This is a genomic window from Symbiobacterium thermophilum IAM 14863 (genome assembly GCF_000009905.1).
Classification (GTDB): domain Bacteria; phylum Bacillota; class Sulfobacillia; order Symbiobacteriales; family Symbiobacteriaceae; genus Symbiobacterium; species Symbiobacterium thermophilum.
Genome location: NC_006177.1, coordinates 2,907,281 through 2,924,669 on the forward strand (window position 1 = coordinate 2,907,281; position 17,389 = coordinate 2,924,669).

Here is a 17,389-nt window from a genome sequence, read left to right on the forward strand (position 1 = left end):
CGAGTTCGCCACCCAACGATCAAACGAGCGCGCTTCCTCTAGCCCCATGGGTAAGTTCAGTTACGCCTAGAGTTGTCTCGATTTCGTAGACACGACAGTTGGGTTCTGACGCGGTCTCGGCCGCTTTCACAGATAGTCCGTGCCTCTTCAACGTCTGCTGGTGAGAGGTAGCCCAGCGCTGAGTGACGTCTGCGGCGATATAGAAGACTTCCAAGATGGACAACCGCAAACTGGCGAGCGTCGGCCAGATCGACTGATTGAGCAGTTCCGTCTGCAAAGTGGAGTAAAAACTTTCTGCGACTACGTTGTCCAGGGCATCCCCTTTCCTCAGAATGTCCCTTCGTACATGACATTCCATCCCCTTTTGGTCTCTACCCCAAATACTGGAGTGTCCACCGAAACGGTTAAGTCCAGCCGTCTGCGCTGCATACTTGGTGCTCGGTACGTTGCTGGCCCTACGAGGGTTTGGACGATCAAATCCCTGCGCCTTTCTCGTCGCCCAACGTTCCAGATCGATACGTCCCGCATCCCTGAACGATTAAAACGCTCCTAAGGGCACTCAACTTCGGCCGTGCATGGTGAAATTAGAGCAGCCTTACTTAAACTGTCTCGCGCTCTCGCAAACGACGATTCTCATGCCACAGGCGACTCAGTTCATCTCGCTTCGATATTGTAACGCTTCATGTGTCGGCAGAGTTTCCACTTGACACATCTGACTGCCCTGCATCTTTGTACAGACTTCTGTTACTCGCACCACTTCTGGTTGGTCCCTGTTGCCAGGCGGATGGCCCCAATTCGTGACTCCCGAGGGTGCCCCCTTATCATAACGTTTCCGGTTATCCTCCCAGGGATGCCCTTCCCACCGGGCTACCATACAGCATCAAATCGATGATCTCCTATTTCCATAACCCTGAGGGTGGTCGCGATGCCACCGCCAAGCAGTCTCAACAATCGCCTCCAAGTCAAACTGCGGCATCCACTGCAACTCGCTTAGCGCCTTTCGATTGTCAGCCACAAGAATAGGAGGGTCACCTGCCCGCCGGTCGGCGACCACAGACTTAATCGGCATCCCCACAACCTGCTGAGCCACGTCAACAATCTCACGAACCGAGTACCCGCGCGCACTACCAAGGTTATAGACGCTACTGGTCCCAGTCGCACAGAGTCTGGTGATAGCTCGCACATGGGCATCGGCCAGATCACAAACATGAACATAGTCCCGAACGGCAGAACCATCCGGAGTGGGATAGTCAATGCCAAACACAGTTACGAAATCCCGTAAGCCGAGAGCGACCTGCAAGACGATGGGGATGAGGTGCGTCTCTGGCATGTGGTCTTCTCCAATCTGTCCTGACGGGTGAGCACCGGCAGCGTTAAAGTATCGGAGCGATATGTGCTTGAAGCCATATGCCACATCATACCACTTCAATATTCGCTCCAACATCAACTTCGATTCACCATAAGGATTAGTCGGTCTGGTGGGATGCTCTTCCGGAATGGGAACCACCTCAGGCTCTCCGTATACCGCTGCGGTAGAGGAGAGGACTACCCATGGTACGTCAGCTCTAATCAGCTCATCAAACAGCACAATACTAGCGCTCACGTTGTTGCGAAAATAGACCGAGGGTTCCCGCATGGACTCCGCCACTAAGCTGGCGGCCGCCAAGTGAACGACCCCATCGAAGCGCCGTGCCTGCAACACTGTCCGCAGTTTGTCGCGATCACCAACATCGCCAATTATGACTTCGCTATCGCATACCGCCTCCATGTGTCCAGTCGAGAGATTATCATAAACAACCGGTTCATGACCTGCCTCCAACAGCGCCCGAACAACATGACTGCCGACGTATCCAGCTCCACCAACCACCAAGACCCTCACAAAAATCACCTACTAGCTAAGAGATTATCAACTCGTATATGCGTCTCGTCTGATCGAGCATTCGATCTAGTGTAAATCTCTGCTCATACGTTTTGCGAGCCTCATTCCCCAGTTTCTCCCGTAACTGTGGATCCGTTAGAAGAGTAGTTAGGTACCGTTGCAGCGCATCTACATCGCCCCTGGCAACGAGGTATCCCGTTCTGCCATGCAGTACCGCTTCCCTCACTCCGCCCACATCCGAGGCAATAACCGGTAAGCCCGCACGCATGGCCTCTAGAATCGTTATAGGAAACCCTTCCCAGTTCGAGGTGAGAACAAAGATCTGGGCATCCGCTAGTATGTCCGCGATGTCATGGCGGCTTCCTAGGAATCGTACACGGTCCATCATTCCAAGTTGATGGGCCAGTTGTCGGTGTTCCCTTTGTGTTTCACCCTCCCCAACAAACGAAAGTGTGAAAGGCACATTGACTCTCGAAAGTGCCTTTAGTAGTAGAGCTTGATCCTTTTGCGGGGCGAACCTAGCTACCATGACGATGTGAGGAGGTAAGTCGGCCCTCCCCACTTGAGCCCGTTGGACCACGTCAGGAACACCGTTATGAACAACAAACATCCTGTCTGTCGGAAATCGATATCGACTAGCAAGTAACCTGTCGGCGTCTGAAACGGTAATCATATACCTGGACCAGTGTGCCGCCAGGCGTTCTGCCGGGAGCGCGACACATCTGCGCCAAAGGGGTACCCCATCTGCAAACGCCCATCCATGGACTGTGTATACTGCCGGGACACCAGCTAACCTCGCCGCAAGTCTCCCCACCTGACCAGCCTTCGATGAATGAGCATGAAGTAGATCCGGTCTTATTCGACGCAATAACCGTACTAGCGCGCGTGCTGCAAGAAAATCCTTGGCAGGGTTCACCGGACGAACCAAGCCCTCGATCAAATGAATTGGTATTCCTAACCGTGCCGCCTCATCCGTTAAGAACCCGCGCTCGCCTACGGCCAAGTGCACCTCTGCTGTACGGGAAAAGTTGCGCAAGAGGTCAAGCAGGTGAACTTGGGCCCCACCTTTCTCTGCCAGTGTTATCACGTATAAGATTCTCATTTCATCTACTTCCCCTCCGACGCGATGCCAGTCTAGTAGGCTATCAATCCATGGCAGTCGAGGGCCAAGTTACGGCCGACACATCCCAGAAACCCAGCTCAGCAGTTACGTATTTGCAGTTGGGCGGCCTGCCACGAGATCCTCTAGGTATACCCGAAGCCCATCAGCCAATTCGTTGCGCTCCAGCGCCAATTCAATGGTTGCCTGAATGAACCCAAGCTTCTCGCCTACGTCGTACCGCTTGACCGCTGGCTCGTAGGCATACACCTGAGAGAACCGGTTCAGTTCCCGCAGACCGTCCGTCAGTTGAATCTCACCATTCCGCCCCGGCGGCAGATCTGACAGTATCTCGAAAATCGCTGGATCCAGTACATAACGCCCGACGATGGCCAGATTCGACGGCGCCTTCGTCACCGAAGGCTTCTCTACCAAGTCGACGGCACGATGGAGCCGCTCACCCGCTGGCTCAGGTGCGATCACGCCATAACGCGATACCTCCTCCAGGGGTACAGGCCGCACCGCGATCACCGAGCCTCCCGTCTCCTCATATGTGTCGATCAACTGCTTCAAGCAGGGGGTGGCACCGATGAAAACCTCGTCCCCCAGAAGTACTGCGAATGGTTCATTACCCACGTGCCTGCGCGCCTGGTACACCGCGTGCCCAAGCCCCATAGGCTGCTTCTGCCGGATGAAGTGGATATCGGCCATATCGCTCAGTCGCCTCACAGCGGCCAGTAGTTCACCGTTGCGTCCCTCCAGCATTAGTTCCAACTCCAGATTCCGGTCGAAGTGGTCCTCAATTGCACGCTTTCCCCGGCTGGTAACAATAATGATATCCTCGATCCCGGAAGCCACCGCCTCTTCCACTACGTACTGAATGATCGGCTTGTCCACGAGTGGAAGCATCTCCTTCGGTTGCGCCTTGGTCGCCGGCAGGAATCGCGTACCCAAACCCGCAGCGGGGATCACAGCCTTCCGAACCCGCATCACAATTCGCCTCCTTATGACCAGACTAACTCTACCCGTCTCGCTTACCGTGATGGTGGTCCTAGCTCAAGTTTCGCGTGAATAACCCGGACTTCGTGCAATGGAAACCCATTGAAAAAGCATCAGTCTGAACCAAATGATACATGGTGGGATTTGCCCCTCTTAAACCACCATGTGGAGGTTCGACTGATGCAGTCTCATGGTACGACACCCAACATCGCTGCGCAAGCCATCAAGTCCACCACCCGACATGGTTTTCTCGTCGCTCTTGGCTGGGTAGCTCAAAGGCTCAACCTGGTTGAGATCCTGAATCGGCACCTGCGCATCAAGCAGAAGACCTACGCCCACACGCCGGTTGACAAGGTGGTCGAGGCGTTGGTTGCCATTCTCGGCAACTGTCGCTACATGAAGGATCTCAACTTCGATCCTGAGCCGCTGGTTGCCGATCCTGCCGTAGCTCAAGCCTGGGGGCAGGAACGCTTTGCTCACTTTTCCACCGTCTGTGCGACCTTCAGCAAGCTGACGGAGGAGAACGTTCAGCAGCTTTCCGACGCACTCGCTGAGATCCAGGCCCCGCTGCTTCAGCAGGAGGTGGCTGCCGTAGCAGGTCCAGACCGCTCCGGAATGGTCATCGTCGACATTGACCTCACCGGCCAGAAGGTTCGGGGCGAGACCAGGCAGTACACCGGTACCGACTTCGGCTACATCCAGGGGAAGTTGGCCCGAGGCTATCAGATCGCAGCCGCCTTCCTCAGCGGGAAGCAGCAGCGCTTTGCCATCGACGGCCTTCTCAAGTCCGGCAAGGCCAACAGCCGTTCCGGCGCCTGCCTGCTCGAACTGATTCCCAGGATCGAAGCCCGGATTGGTCGTCCCCTGCGGCGAGTCGAATGGGTCGAGGCATGCCTGGCTCAGCAGAAGGCTCGGGTCAGGCAGCTGTATCAGCAACTGCAGACGGTATCAGGCAAGGGCAGCGCCCGCCGGAAGCAGAAGCTGCAGCGTGAGTTCCAGGAGGAGGTTCAGCACCTCCGTGAAGTGAACCAGCGACTCCGGCAGTACCGGCAGGAGAATCGGACGAACCTGGCTCCCCTCCGTATTCTGCTGCGAGCTGACAGCGCCTTTGGCACGCCGGAAGTGATCCAGCGCCTGCTGGAACTGGGGTATGAGTTCACCATCAAGTCCTACTCCGGGAGCAACGTCGCCTACAAGCACCTCTTCGACGCTGTACCGGCAGAGAACTGGGTTGAAGTCGAGAAGAACCGGTTTGCCTCCGAAGCCGTTACCGTACCTGGCCCCACTTTGCTCGCACCATATCCGGTGCGCCTGGTCGCCATGCGCCGCTGGGACGCCGATGGCCGGGAGGTCCGCAGCGTCATCCTGACTACGCTCCAGCCTGAGGAGCTCACCACGACAGAGGTCGTCAAGCTCTACCATGGACGGCAGACCATCGAAGCCGGGTTCCAGGAGTGGAAGGGAACGTTCCACTTTGGTACTCCTCGGCTGCGGAAGTATGAGGCCAACGCCGCCTTCACGCAGCTGGTCTTGTTCGCCTTCAACCTGGTGCGCTGGGCTTGGCGGTTTCTGAGCACGAACTCGCCCAAACTGGCCGAGGCGGGGAGTCGACTCTTGGTACGAGTAGCGGCCCGGTGCCGAGCAACCATTCGGTGCCTCGGCGACACGCTGCGGTTGGTGTTCAGCCGGGGTACTCCCCTGGCTGGAGCTGAGATTACCCTGAACCGGGCCACTCCCTACCCATACGCCCTTTTAACACCACGAATGTCGAGTTGTTCGCGTGAAACTTGAGCTAGATGCGGCATGCCCAGTCACAACCTCGCTCCCTGCCCTGCGAGCCGCGCAGCAGTCACGGTCTCCAGGATCCCTTGTTCCAGTGAGTATCCGGGCAACCAACCTAGGTACTCACGTGCTTTTCGGTTGTCAAGACAACTGTGCCGAATGTCCCCTTCTCTTGGAGGTGTAAGAATGGGTTCCGGGGCCTGCTTCACAAGCTCACAAAGGAGGGTATAAAGCGTACGCAGACTGGTTTCAACACCGCTGCTTATGTTTACAACGAGGTACTCCGATGTGCCCGACTTATCAAGGTAGTCGATCGCTTTCAGGGTAGCATCAGCGACATCCTTCACGTAAATGAAGTCACGCGTCTGCCCACCATCTCCGAAGAAGACCGGTGGATGACCTCGCAAGATTGCCTCAACAAAGTTGGCCACGACTCCGCCGTCGCCAGCCGCCTTTTGGCGTGGACCAAATACGTTTGAATACCGCATCACGACAGCTTTCAATCCATGCAAGAAACAGTACGCTCGGATATACCCTTCGGCCGCTACCTTAGCTATTCCGTAGGGGCTTAAGGGGCTGAACGGAGCGTCCTCCGTAACAGGGAGTGAACTAGGTATTCCATAAACGGCTGCTGAGGAGGAAAAGACAAAGTTCGGCACCTGGTGTTCCCGCGCCGCTTCAAGAACACGCAGTGTACCACCTACGTTTACATCCGCATCCAACACGGGATCTCTGACCGATACCGCCACGCTCACCTGGGCGGCTAGATGTACAATGGTATCGGGCTTTACTTTCCCAACCAATGAAGTAAACTCAGGGGTCAGGATATCGATATTATGGAACTCTGCACCTGGAGGTACGTGCTCACGAACACCGGTAGTCAGATTGTCCACCACAACGACCCGAAGGCCTTCAGCTAGAAACCGCTCAACTACATGTGAACCAACGAACCCAGCTCCGCCTGTAATAAGAACAGTCCTCATCACACACCCCATACCGAGACCATACTTGACAATCACGGTACACGCCCCGAACGGTCCAACACCAGTCGCTCGGCTCTCATCCGCTGTGGCGTTGGGCTAGCCTCAACTCCAGTTGCACTTTCCCTAGAAATGACGGCTTGTAGCGTCAACAACAGGATCTTAAGGTCGAGCCAAATCGAATAGTGGCGTATATAATACAGATCGAATCGCAGCTTGTCCTGCGCGCTCGTATAGTACCTGCCCATTACTTGCGCTAGCCCCGTAATCCCGGGAGGAGTCAGGTGGCGCAGATCATAATCTGGCAGTTCACGGCAAAATTGATCTACGAAATAGGGACGTTCTGGTCGCGGACCTACCAAACTCATCTCGCCCCGCACGACGTTGATCAGTTGAGGTAGCTCATCCAAACGAGTTGCCCGCAAGAATTCCCCGATCGGAGTGATCCGAGGATCGTTGGCCGTAGCCAGAACTGGTCCCGTTCGCTTTTCGGCGTCAACCACCATGGTACGGAACTTGTACAAGACAAACTCCTTGCCATTGAGCCCGACGCGCTTCTGGGTGAAGAAGACCGGCCCGGGAGAGAAAAGCTTTATCGCAAGAGCCACCGCTGCCATCACGGGCAGTAACATGATGAGCAAGGGGATGGACAGGGAAAGGTCAAGGACGCGCTTTCCGACCAGTTGACGACCGGTTAACATAAGAGGCCGTATCTCGAACACCGGAGCATCTCCGATCTGGCCGGCAACCGACCCTACCATGAGAATGTCACTCAGCTCGGGCATAATGAATACCCTGGCCCCAGCGCGCACAGCCGTCTCCAACAACACAAGCCTCGTTCTCCCCACAATAGACGGCCCAGCCACCACCATATCAGACCCAACCAGGGCAACATCCCCTTCTGCAAGGAGTTGGCCCGGCTCTATGACACGGACGATTTCATACCAGCCCGAAGGCTCATATAGTAGCTTCTCAACAACCGCTACGGCTTCGTCCCTAGTCGCAACCACCGTGACCCGCGACGCCCGGGCATGCTTGGTTTTCTGCAGTCCCCACCGCCACCCGATCACCGCGATAAAATGAATCAAGAATCCTACAACCAAGACCGACCTAGGGGACGAGAAACCCCTAAACCAGAACGCAGCCGCAAGTGCCACGAGAAACAACGCACTCTCTGCGAATAGCGCTGACCGCACAATGGATCGAGCAGGCTTCCTAAGATATAGACCGAACCCGAAAAAAACAAATGGTAAAGCCATGAACGTTATAGGTGCGACGACTAACAGGGACTGCAGGTTCGTCTCAGGTGGAGGCCACCCAACTCGCCAGACCATAGCTCCTGCGAGAGCTGCGACAAGCAGCATGATGTCTACAAGGGCACCCCAGAGCCATGAACCACCTTGTCCAGGCACAGCCGTCACTCCCGTTCAACAAAGAAGAAACTTGCCTAAGAGCCACTGACTGTGAACCACCCAGTTGTCCAGCCACTTCCTGCCATCAACGTAATATCCGTCGTAGCCAAAAACCGCCCTTGCTAACATAGAAAAACCACGATCAGGAACTTGCACGCCACACCCGAAATCAGTCTTGGGATCACTCTCGCAGGTGAAGTTCCTGGTCGTCTAAGTTCCTTTTCCTACTACAGTGCATGAGTAACCCCAGCCCGGCCCCAGGTCGCGCTGCGGCTGGGCTGGGTACAGATAACTGAAACGCACTAGTAGACTACAGCGACGAGAACCCGGTGACCCAAACCTGCAACGATTACTGAAACCGAGCGCATGGCCCAGTGCTCCTTGGTCACACATCCTGTACTCAGTGGAAGACCGAGTTTACAGCACTCAGTAGACGGGCGGGTCTCGCGGAACCTAGTTTTCGCAGCTACGTTGAGGCTCGTCTGTATGGACAGTTCCAAGAGGTGTGCATCGATCAACACTAGATAGGACACCCCTCCAAATCGACTCCCAGCCCCGGTTCCGGAGAACGGTGTGGCATCCCCACCACCAGGTACGGCTCATGGTTCAACGTTTCCACCTGACTTCGGTGCACAGCACAGAGCAGACCAAAGGAGACGTCGACCTCCATGCTGGCCACATACGAATGACAGGTCCTCCGCGAACGATGCGGCCGTGAGTGCCTAGCGCCCCCGAAGGAGAGCATCGCGTGAGATATTGTAACGGTCGTCAACAGTATGGTGGCGACCACCACAACCTGGACGCCCTGCCTTCCTTACTACACACAACCGCCCGCGCTTCCGCTAGGGTAGCGAGCCCATCGTCGAATCCGGGTGGCACGTGGGCGTGCAAGTCGATCATCTGGGGCCCTCTCGACGCATCCTCGATAGTGGCACCTTATACTATTTTCGGTCTTGGCTAGCATTGTCCTTCTGCTATCGCATTGTTGTTGCCCGCGCTATTTGGCAGTGACTTGACTGGCGACAGTGTCGTTCGTCAACTGACGCGTTGGTTTGTCGCCAGGGTCGGGGGCGGCCGGCCAGCCGGCCGCCCCTGCTGAGCTTAGAACAGTGTAGCTTGTACAGTTCCGGATGCGACCCGTTTGCTTGGGCTGCGGTGAATCCGTGCCGTCCTCCGGCACTCCGTGAGTGCCTGGCGGCTCCTGGCGAGGAATGCACGAAGATCTCGGGCGCTGGCGAACTCCAGCTCGACGGCACCAGCCGTTCCATCCCGGAGCACGAGTACGTAACGTGGGTGCGTCCGGCAGTCCGGCTCACAATCGAAGTAGACCTCAACCGTAAACTGAGGCAGCACGGTCGCTCGCAGTGAGGCCAGCACGAGTCATCCCTCCATTACCACGGGCTGCTGCCCTTGGCGGTCTGCAGATCCTGCAGCTCAAACAGAACCCGGTCGACATTGGCCTCGTCCACAAAGCGCTGTTCACGGGAGCAGGCGTCCAGCAGGCAGTTGGTGCAGAGTGTGTTAATGACCCGGGGAAGCCCGCGGGACTCGGCGGCGATCTTCTGCAGCGCCTGTTCCGAGAAGATGTCGTGGTCGACGCCCGTCCGGCGCAGATGGTGCCGGATGTACGCGACGCTTTCTTCCTCGCTCAGCGGCCCCAGATGGTACCGCACCTGAACGCGCTGGGCGATGGCTTCGAAGGTGCGCAGGCGGAGCATGCCGCGCAGTTCGGACTGGCCCACCAGCAGAAAGGTCATGGGACAGGCCGAATCCAGGTGGAAGTTGAGCAGGAACCGCACTTCCTGCAGCATGGCGTGCGGCAGCAGATGGGCCTCGTCCAAGACGATGACGGGCTGCAGCCCGTGCAGCCGGTAGCCGTCCAGGATGGTCTGCTCAAACAGCCGGCGGGCCTCTCGGCTCAGGAAGTGGTAGGGTGCGGCGACACCGAGCTGGGTGAGCACGTCGCGGTAAAAGGCCGTGGGCGTGAGCTTGGAGTCGGCAATGTAGACAAACGGATTCCGGCTGCGATCCAGCAGGTCGTACAGGGTACGGATCGCAGTGGTCTTGCCGGATCCCACCTCACCGGTGATGAGGCCGAACGCCCGGTGGCGCACGCAGTACTGGAGCCTGGCCAGCAGCTCCTGGTGCTGTGCACACGGAAACAGGTCGGTGGTCGGGATCTCCTTGCTGAAGGGCAGGACGCGAAAGCCAAAGAACTCGGCCAGCACTCAGTTCTGGCCCCCCTTCGGCTGCGTCAGCCGGGTGTAAGCGGTCTCACCCAGCCGCCTCCGCCTTTCGGTGTCATGCTGCTTCTTGGCCAGCGTGAGGAAGTTCAGGCCGGTCTTGGGTGCTGCCGCAGCTGGTTCGGGTGCGGGGGATACCGACCGGTGCCGGGTACGGTGCAGCTTTAGCGGGACCGCGTCGGCAAAGCGCTTCCCCTCGTGCCAGACCTGGATCTGGCTGAGGTCGTACGGGTCGTAGCGAAGCGTGACCTTCCGGCGGGCCAGGGCCGGGTCGACCTCGTATTGGTTGCGGTAGAGCGAAAAGCAGCCCGTCTGGTCCACCACGCGCTCCTCCTCCCAGAGGAAGACCTCACGGAGTGCACTGGGGTCAATTCGCCGCAGCGGCTCCGTGTCGCCCTCAAACCGCTGCCGCGGCGTCTGCTTGGTCACGCCGTGCACCCGGTTGTGGTACGCCACCTCCAGCCAGGCCCAGAACAGCTCGTTGAGCTGCTCCAGGGTCGCAAGCTGGCCGGCGGCGATGAGTTGCTGTGCCTCCGGCAGAAAGCTCTTCTGTACGGTAAGGAAGAAACGCTCGATCTTCCCTCGCCCCTGCGGTCGATATGGCCGGGAATGGGTGAGGCGGATGCCCAGTCGGCCGCAGATGCGCGCCAGGTGCCGGGCGGAATAGATCGCCCCGTTGTCCACGTAGATACGACGGGGGAGACCGTAGCGCAGGATGGTGCGTTTCAGGCAGTCCTCCAGGCGGGGCAGTTTCTCCTCCCAGTACATCTGCCCGTAGACGATGCGGCTGTAGTCGTCGATGAAGGCGATGAGGTAGACCTTACGGGTCTTGCCGGGCCTGTCCGGATGCGGCAGGTTCAGGAGATGACACACGTCGCCCTGCCAGCAGTCGTTGCGGTGGGCCGCTTCAAAGCGCCGGAAGGTCGCCCTGCGCTTGCGGCTGAGCATAGCCTTGCGGCTGTAGCCCGCCCGCACCAGATGCTGCGACAGGGTGGATCGCCGGAGCAGCCCCGGTGGAACTACGCCGGCCTTCTCCAGGGTGTCAATGATCTGCTGCACGCTGCGCTCCGGCACTTCCCGCCTGGCAGCGATGGCGTGCTCCAGAATCTCCGGTGTGATGACACGGCCCTTGCGGGCGTCGTCCCGCACCTTGGGTTTCAGCCCGTCGAAGCCGGCCTGCCGGTAGGCGGCGATCCAACGCTCCAAGGTGCGAACGCTGACCCGGGTCTTGTCGCTGTGCGGAATCTGGTGGTGCTGGCGGGCGATTTGCTGCAGAATCCGCCGCCGTTCGAGCCGGGTCACATCCTCCGCCACAACCGGTGCGATGAGCTGCCACCGAAAAGCGGCAATCTCGTCGCGCTGCTGTTCGTCCATGGTGAGTCCCTCCCTTGCCAAGTTGGCGCCATTGTGGCACGCCAGCCTGCGGGAAGGCGACGGACAGACTCTGTGGTGTGCTAGAGGGAAGCCGTGCCTTCACCCAGCCGGTTCAGCGCAGCAAACACTCCGCCGTGTTCCTCCGGCCGCCGCCCCATCTGACGGCGGTACCAGTCCCCCACATCCAGCAGGAAGTGGAGCGTGGCGTCCGGACCTTCCCGCCGGGGGGTGAGGGCATCGAGGTCTGTGTCCGGCCAGAAGCGCAGAACCCGTTCGGCAAGGTACTGGCTCCACTCTCCGGCCAGCGCTCTCGCCCTGACAAGCCAGCGTCTGAGCGTCTTCTCCGAGAGCCAGCTGACCGTCGGGCTGCTCAGTCGCCGGGCCAGGGTGCTCCAGGGCAGCCCCCGCCGCACCCGCCCGCGAACCACGGCTTCTCGCACCAGCGTGATGAATCGGGCGTACGGTTTCAGAAAGTCAGGCAAGATGGCGCACGTCTTACGGCACCCTGGACACCACCAGCGGTAGATCGGGATGTACGCCTTCTGGTGCGCAGTAAAGACCCAGCGCCAGTACCGCCCATGCCGCCGCATTCGACCACCGCAACCTGGGCAGTGCAGGGGCAGGTCCGGCCCGCAAGTGCCATATTTGCGAAGATAGGTCTGGACGTTCTGACCCAGGGGAAGTAAGATACACATACACAGGTGCACTCCGCCCTGTGGGGAGAGCCTGCCCAGGTGGACCGCCAAGTCACAGGCCTGGGCAGGCTCTCATATTTGTCCCCTGTCGTACGAAAACGGAGAGGACAGCCCCTCTCCTGATAATTCTATCTTCAATATTCTCTGTCCTACACAAGCGCACGATGCTCAGCACATGTTGACAAATAATCCGGGCAACAACACGGACGCTGATTTTAACGTCTGGTTAACAATAAATGCTGCTAAATCGGCTAGTCCAACGAATCCCACGGAGAGAAGGTTCTTATTTGCCCCTTATCCGCGTTTTCTTTTCCGTGAACTCTCTATGACGGTCCACCTTCCGTCCCAATACAGCCGCCCATGCCTCGCCCTCCAACAGCCCTCGCCATCCCGGCGTGGCTGTTCCAATCTTTATCTCGCTTAGTACCCCCAGCAGCCGCTTCAGCCCGCCTACCGCCCACAGGCGTGTGGCGTCGTCCAGCGGGGCGTAGGTGGTCTCCGTGCATCCCGTGACCAGCCCCAGGGCCTGGATTCTCCCGTTGCCCAGGCCGAAGGGAGTTCACGAGAGACGTTTCTTCCCGACACGATGACTGGCCCGGCCGGGACCGCCTTCCCGGACTCGTCGATGTGCACGGCCTCACGCAAGTTCTTGTTGCCGCCCCTCAGGCTGATGACCGTCACAGGGCCAATATATCGGGCAGGAGCCACCGCCCGGTGAACCAGGGCCGGCCAGTTCTCCGGCAGCACGATGTGGAACCCTGTCGTCTGGTCATGGATGTTCACGGCGTAATTGATAAGCGGCAGGTCGTACACCTTGTCGTCTGCCTCCAAAGCATCCACATACTACAGTTCCGCCCCCGGCCAGGACAACTGACCCGTGTACCTGCCGTCCAGGTCCCGCGTGAACAACCTGCGAGGATCTGCCTGATTAATGGAAAACGCGCAAGTCGCTCTTGGCCACGTCCGCATGAGCCCCGCCCCTCCGGGTGATCGTGCCCGTGAACGTGTAAGTCTGGTCCGGGCCTCCTGGACTTGGGCACTAAGCACCTCGGAAATAACACGAAACAACGCGCCCGGGATCGTTTCCCAGGCGCGTGCCCCTCCCGCTCGGTCGGCGGTCTCCTTCACTCCCCCTCCCACTGCCCCCGATACATCCTCGCATACCTCCCCCCCAGGGCGAGCAACTCCGCGTGCCGCCCCTGCTCCACCACCTGTCCGTCCTCGATGTAGTAGATCCGGTCCGCGGACCGAATCGTGGACAGCCGGTGAGCGATGACGAACGCCGTCCGGCCCCGGAGCAGGGTCTGCAGGGCCTCCTGGATCACCGCCTCCGTGTGCGTGTCGATGTTCGACGTCGCCTCGTCCAGGATCAGCACCGCCGGGTCGGCGCACAAGGCCCGGGCGAAAGCGATCAGCTGCCGCTGACCCACCGACAACTTCGCCCCCCGCTCGTGCACCTCCGTGTCGTACCCCTTCTCCAGCCGCACGATGAAGTCGTGGGCGCCCACCGCGCGGGCGGCGGCCTCCACCTCCTCGTCGGTGGCGTCAGGCCGGCCATAGCGGATGTTGTCCCGGATCGTGCCCGAGAACAGGAAGGTGTCCTGCAGCACGATGCCCAGCTGCGACCGCCAGGACCGCTGCGTCACGGTGCTGAGATCCACCCCGTCCACCAGCACCTGCCCCTCCTGCGGCTCGTAGAACCGGGCGAGCAGGTTGATGACCGACGACTTCCCTGCGCCGGTCGGCCCCACCAGGGCGATGGTCTCCCCCGGCTCCGCCCGCAGATTGATCCCCTTCAGCACCACCTGGCCCGGCTCGTACCCGAACACCACGTCCCGGAACTCCACCCGGCCGGCGACCCGGGGCAGGTCGCGGGCGCCGGGCCGGTCCACGATCTCCGGCTGCTGATCCAGCAGCTCGGCGACCCGCTCGGCCGAGACCACCGCTGCCTGAAAGACGTTGAACACCTGCGACAGGTCGCGGATGGGCTGAAAGAACCGGTTCAGGTAGAGGATGAAGGCCGCGACCTGGCCCACGGTCACGTCCGCGGTGCCGCCCCGGAGCAGGATGCCGCCGTACCAGAGCACCAGCGTCACGCCGAAGGCCGACACCACCTCAATCGAGGGCATCATCGTCGCCCAGACCCGCACGGCCCCCAGGTTGGCCTGCCGCAGCCGCTCGTTGATGCCGTCGAACTGCGCCTGGTTGCGGGCCTCCCGCACGTACGCCTGCGTGACCCGGATGCCGGCGATGGCCTCCGCCAGGTGGGCGTTCATGTCCGCCGCCCGCCGGCGCTGGGCCATGAAGGCATCCCGCATCCAGCCCCGGAAAAGCCGCAGCACCAGCAGCAGGGTCGGGATGGTGATGAAGGAGACCAGGGCCAGCCGCCAGTTCATCCAGAGCATCGTGCCCATGATGGTGACCAGCACCATAGAGTCGGCGAACAGGCTCACCAGGCCCGAGGAGACCAGCTGGTTGATCGCGTCCACGTCGGACATCAGCCGGGACATGATGCGTCCGGTGGCCATGGAGTCGAAGAACCGGAAGGAGAGCCGCTGCAGGTGGCGGAACATCCGGTCCCGCAGATCGTAGATGATGGACTGGCCCACGTAGGAGACGATGTACGTCTGCCCGTAACTGGACCACCAGTTGAGCAGGGCGGTCGCCAGGAAGGCCAGGGCCACCAGGTCGAGTCCCGCGGGGTCGCGCTCGGCGACGAAGCGGTCGATCGCCACCTGCGTGAGGTACGGACCTACCAGCCCGGTGAGGGCGGTGGCCACCATGAGCAGGACGCCCGCGGCCAGCTTGGGCACGTACGGGCGGATCAGGGTGCCGAGCAGCCGGTAGATCCGGGGATCCACCTGGCTCAGCTTCACGTCGTAGTCGTCGAGCCGGAAGGCGCCGGGGCCGCCGCGCATCGCCACCTAGACCACCTCCTCGACGGGCCGGAGCTGAAGTTCGTAGATCCGCCGGTAGAGCCCGTCCCGCCGGATGAGCTCCTCATGGGTGCCTCGGGCGGCGATACGGCCGTCCTCCAGCACCAGCACCAGGTCGGCTTTCATGACCGTGGAGAGGCGCGAGGCGATGATGAAGGTGGTCCGGCCGCTCATCAGCCGGTCCAGGGCCTTCTGGATGTGACGCTCCGTGGCCACGTCCACCGCGGAGGTGGACTCGTCCAGGAGGAGGATCGGGGCGTCGGTGAGCAGGGCCCGGGCGATGGCGATGCGCTGCTTCTGTCCGCCGGAGAGCCCCACGCCCCGCTCGCCCACCACCGTGTCGTAGCCCTGGGGCAGGCTCAGGATGAAGTCGTGGATCTGCGCCGCCCGGGCCGCCGCCTCGATCTCCTCCTGGGTGGCGTCGGGCCGGCCGTAGGCGATGTTCTCCCGGAGCGTGGCCGAGAAGAGGAAGGTCTCCTGCGGCACGATCGCGATCTGCCGCCGGAGCGACGCAAGCGTCACGTCCCGCACGTCGACGCCGTCGATCAGCACCCGCCCCGCGGTGGGATCGTAGAAGCGGGGGATCAGGTGGAGCAGGGTGGACTTGCCGGAGCCGGTGAGCCCCAGCACCGCCACCTTCATGCCGGGGGCGACGTCGAGGTGGATGTCCTGCAGCACCGCCTCGCCGCCGGGGTAGCGGAAGGAGACGTCCTCGAAGGTGACCCGCCCGGCGACGCGGCGGGTGCCGTCGCCTCCGGCCGGATCCGCCCCATCCGGCGCAGCCGCCGTCGTGCCCTGCTCCGCCACCACCGCCTCCAAGTCCCTGGCACCCGGCCGGTCGGCGACCTCCACGGGCGTATCCAGCAGGGCGTAGATCCGCTGCAGGCTCGCGGCGGCACGGGTGAAATGGGAGATCGCCATTCCCAGCATCCGCACCGGGCCGGCCAGCTGGGTCACGTAGGCGTTGAAGGCAACCAGCGTGCCCACCGAGATGGCCCCGGTCATCGCCCGGCGGCCGCCGTACCAGAGCACCGCGACCGCGCCGACGGCGGTGAGGAAGTTCATGTAGTTGGTCCAGAAGGCGCTGACCCGGATCGCCCGCAGGTTCGCCGCCTGGAAGGCGTCGTTGGCGGTCCGGAACCGGGCGATCTCCCCCTCCTCCCGGGCGAAGGCCTTGACCACCCGCACGCCGGCGATGTTCTCCTGCAGTGAGGCCGAAAGCTCCGCCGTCCGGGCCTGGACGTCGCTCCAGGCGGCCCGCGATCCCGCCTGGAATCGGGCGATGGCGTGGACCAGGAGCGGCAGGAAGAGCAGCGACACGATGGCCAGCCGCCAGTCCATGAGGAACATGGCGACCACCACCGCGACGATGGTGCCCAGGTGCGTCAGCCCATTGACCAGAGCCATGCCGGCGGCCATCCGCACCGCGTCGACGTCGGCCGTCACCCGGGACATCAGCTCGCCGGTCTGCGCCCGGTCGTAGAAGGCCCAGGAAAGCCGCTGCAGGTGGCTGTAGACCTGCGCCCGCAACTGGGCGACGACCCGGGTGGAGACGATCTCCATCGTGTATCGCTGGCCGAAGCGCAGCCCGCCCTGCACCACGGCCACGGCGATCACGGCCAGGGCCCCGGGCACCAGATACTGCCACTCGCCGTTCTCCAGGACCAGGTCGGTGACGAACCGGATGATCTGCGGCTGCGCCGTGCCCAGCAACGAAACCAGCGCGATCTGGGTCAGGCTGAGCACGACGAGCGGCAGCCCCGGTCGGTACAGGGGCCAGAGCCGCTTCAGGATCTGCATGGGCCGCTCACCTCAAATAGGGGTTGAATACACCTAGGAGAAACTATCACCTAAGGTTGAGTGCCACCTACTCTGCACAGTCTTAGTATAGCCCCCTGGGAGAATGCTGGGCAATATGAATAACACACACAGCTGAATGTTGCGTAGATGAAGTGCCCCGCAAGGGAGTCCACGACCAGTCCTTGGCACA

Annotated in this window: 11 protein-coding genes; 1 reads left to right on the plus strand and 10 read right to left on the minus strand. The window is 60.7% G+C overall.

All coding sequences use genetic code 11. The features are described 5' to 3' along the window. Positions 1 to 880: 880 nt before the first annotated feature. The 3 genes from galE to galU all read right to left on the minus strand — a co-directional run bounded on the left by galE (position 881) and on the right by galU (position 3,968). Positions 881 to 1,879 (minus strand): UDP-glucose 4-epimerase GalE, encoded by a 999-nt coding sequence (gene galE, locus STH_RS17505; protein WP_050742294.1) that lies wholly within the window; start codon positions 1,877 to 1,879, stop codon positions 881 to 883. 16 nt (positions 1,880 to 1,895) lie between these two features. Next, positions 1,896 to 2,981, minus strand: coding sequence for a glycosyltransferase family 4 protein (locus STH_RS19995; RefSeq protein WP_011196833.1), 1,086 nt, complete (start codon positions 2,979 to 2,981; stop codon positions 1,896 to 1,898). 105 nt (positions 2,982 to 3,086) lie between these two features. Next, complete coding sequence (galU, locus tag STH_RS13450; protein ID WP_043714159.1) at positions 3,087 to 3,968, minus strand: UTP--glucose-1-phosphate uridylyltransferase GalU; 882 nt, start codon at positions 3,966 to 3,968, stop codon at positions 3,087 to 3,089. Between the two features lie 189 nt (positions 3,969 to 4,157). On the opposite strand from galU, the gene STH_RS13455 reads away from it, so the two are divergent. Next, the gene (locus STH_RS13455) at positions 4,158 to 5,768 is read left to right on the plus strand and encodes a transposase (protein ID WP_043713007.1); all 1,611 of its coding nucleotides are present in this window, start codon (positions 4,158 to 4,160) and stop codon (positions 5,766 to 5,768) included. 20 nt (positions 5,769 to 5,788) lie between these two features. Here the strand turns inward: STH_RS13455 and STH_RS18130 are convergent, their stop codons facing one another. The 7 genes from STH_RS18130 to STH_RS13485 form a co-directional block, all read right to left on the minus strand. Then, positions 5,789 to 6,778, minus strand: coding sequence for an NAD-dependent epimerase/dehydratase family protein (locus tag STH_RS18130; protein ID WP_242654545.1), 990 nt, complete (start codon positions 6,776 to 6,778; stop codon positions 5,789 to 5,791). Beyond that, positions 6,775 to 8,103 (minus strand): sugar transferase, encoded by a 1,329-nt coding sequence (locus STH_RS18135; protein WP_083766122.1) that lies wholly within the window; start codon positions 8,101 to 8,103, stop codon positions 6,775 to 6,777. The genes STH_RS18130 and STH_RS18135 overlap by 4 nt, the downstream gene beginning before the upstream one ends. Positions 8,104 to 9,542: 1,439 nt before the next feature. After that, positions 9,543 to 10,379 (minus strand): ExeA family protein, encoded by an 837-nt coding sequence (locus STH_RS13465; protein ID WP_011196390.1) that lies wholly within the window; start codon positions 10,377 to 10,379, stop codon positions 9,543 to 9,545. Further along, complete coding sequence (locus STH_RS13470; RefSeq protein ID WP_011196839.1) at positions 10,380 to 11,768, minus strand: DDE-type integrase/transposase/recombinase; 1,389 nt, start codon at positions 11,766 to 11,768, stop codon at positions 10,380 to 10,382. An 80-nt stretch (positions 11,769 to 11,848) separates the two neighbouring features. Next, positions 11,849 to 12,463 (minus strand): DUF6431 domain-containing protein, encoded by a 615-nt coding sequence (locus STH_RS13475; protein WP_011196840.1) that lies wholly within the window; start codon positions 12,461 to 12,463, stop codon positions 11,849 to 11,851. Between the two features lie 1,124 nt (positions 12,464 to 13,587). Next, a complete protein-coding gene (locus STH_RS13480; protein WP_148205688.1) occupies positions 13,588 to 15,381 on the minus strand; it encodes an ABC transporter ATP-binding protein in 1,794 nt (597 codons plus the stop codon). 6 nt (positions 15,382 to 15,387) lie between these two features. Then, a complete protein-coding gene (locus tag STH_RS13485; protein ID WP_011196843.1) occupies positions 15,388 to 17,199 on the minus strand; it encodes an ABC transporter ATP-binding protein in 1,812 nt (603 codons plus the stop codon). Positions 17,200 to 17,389 lie beyond the last annotated feature (190 nt).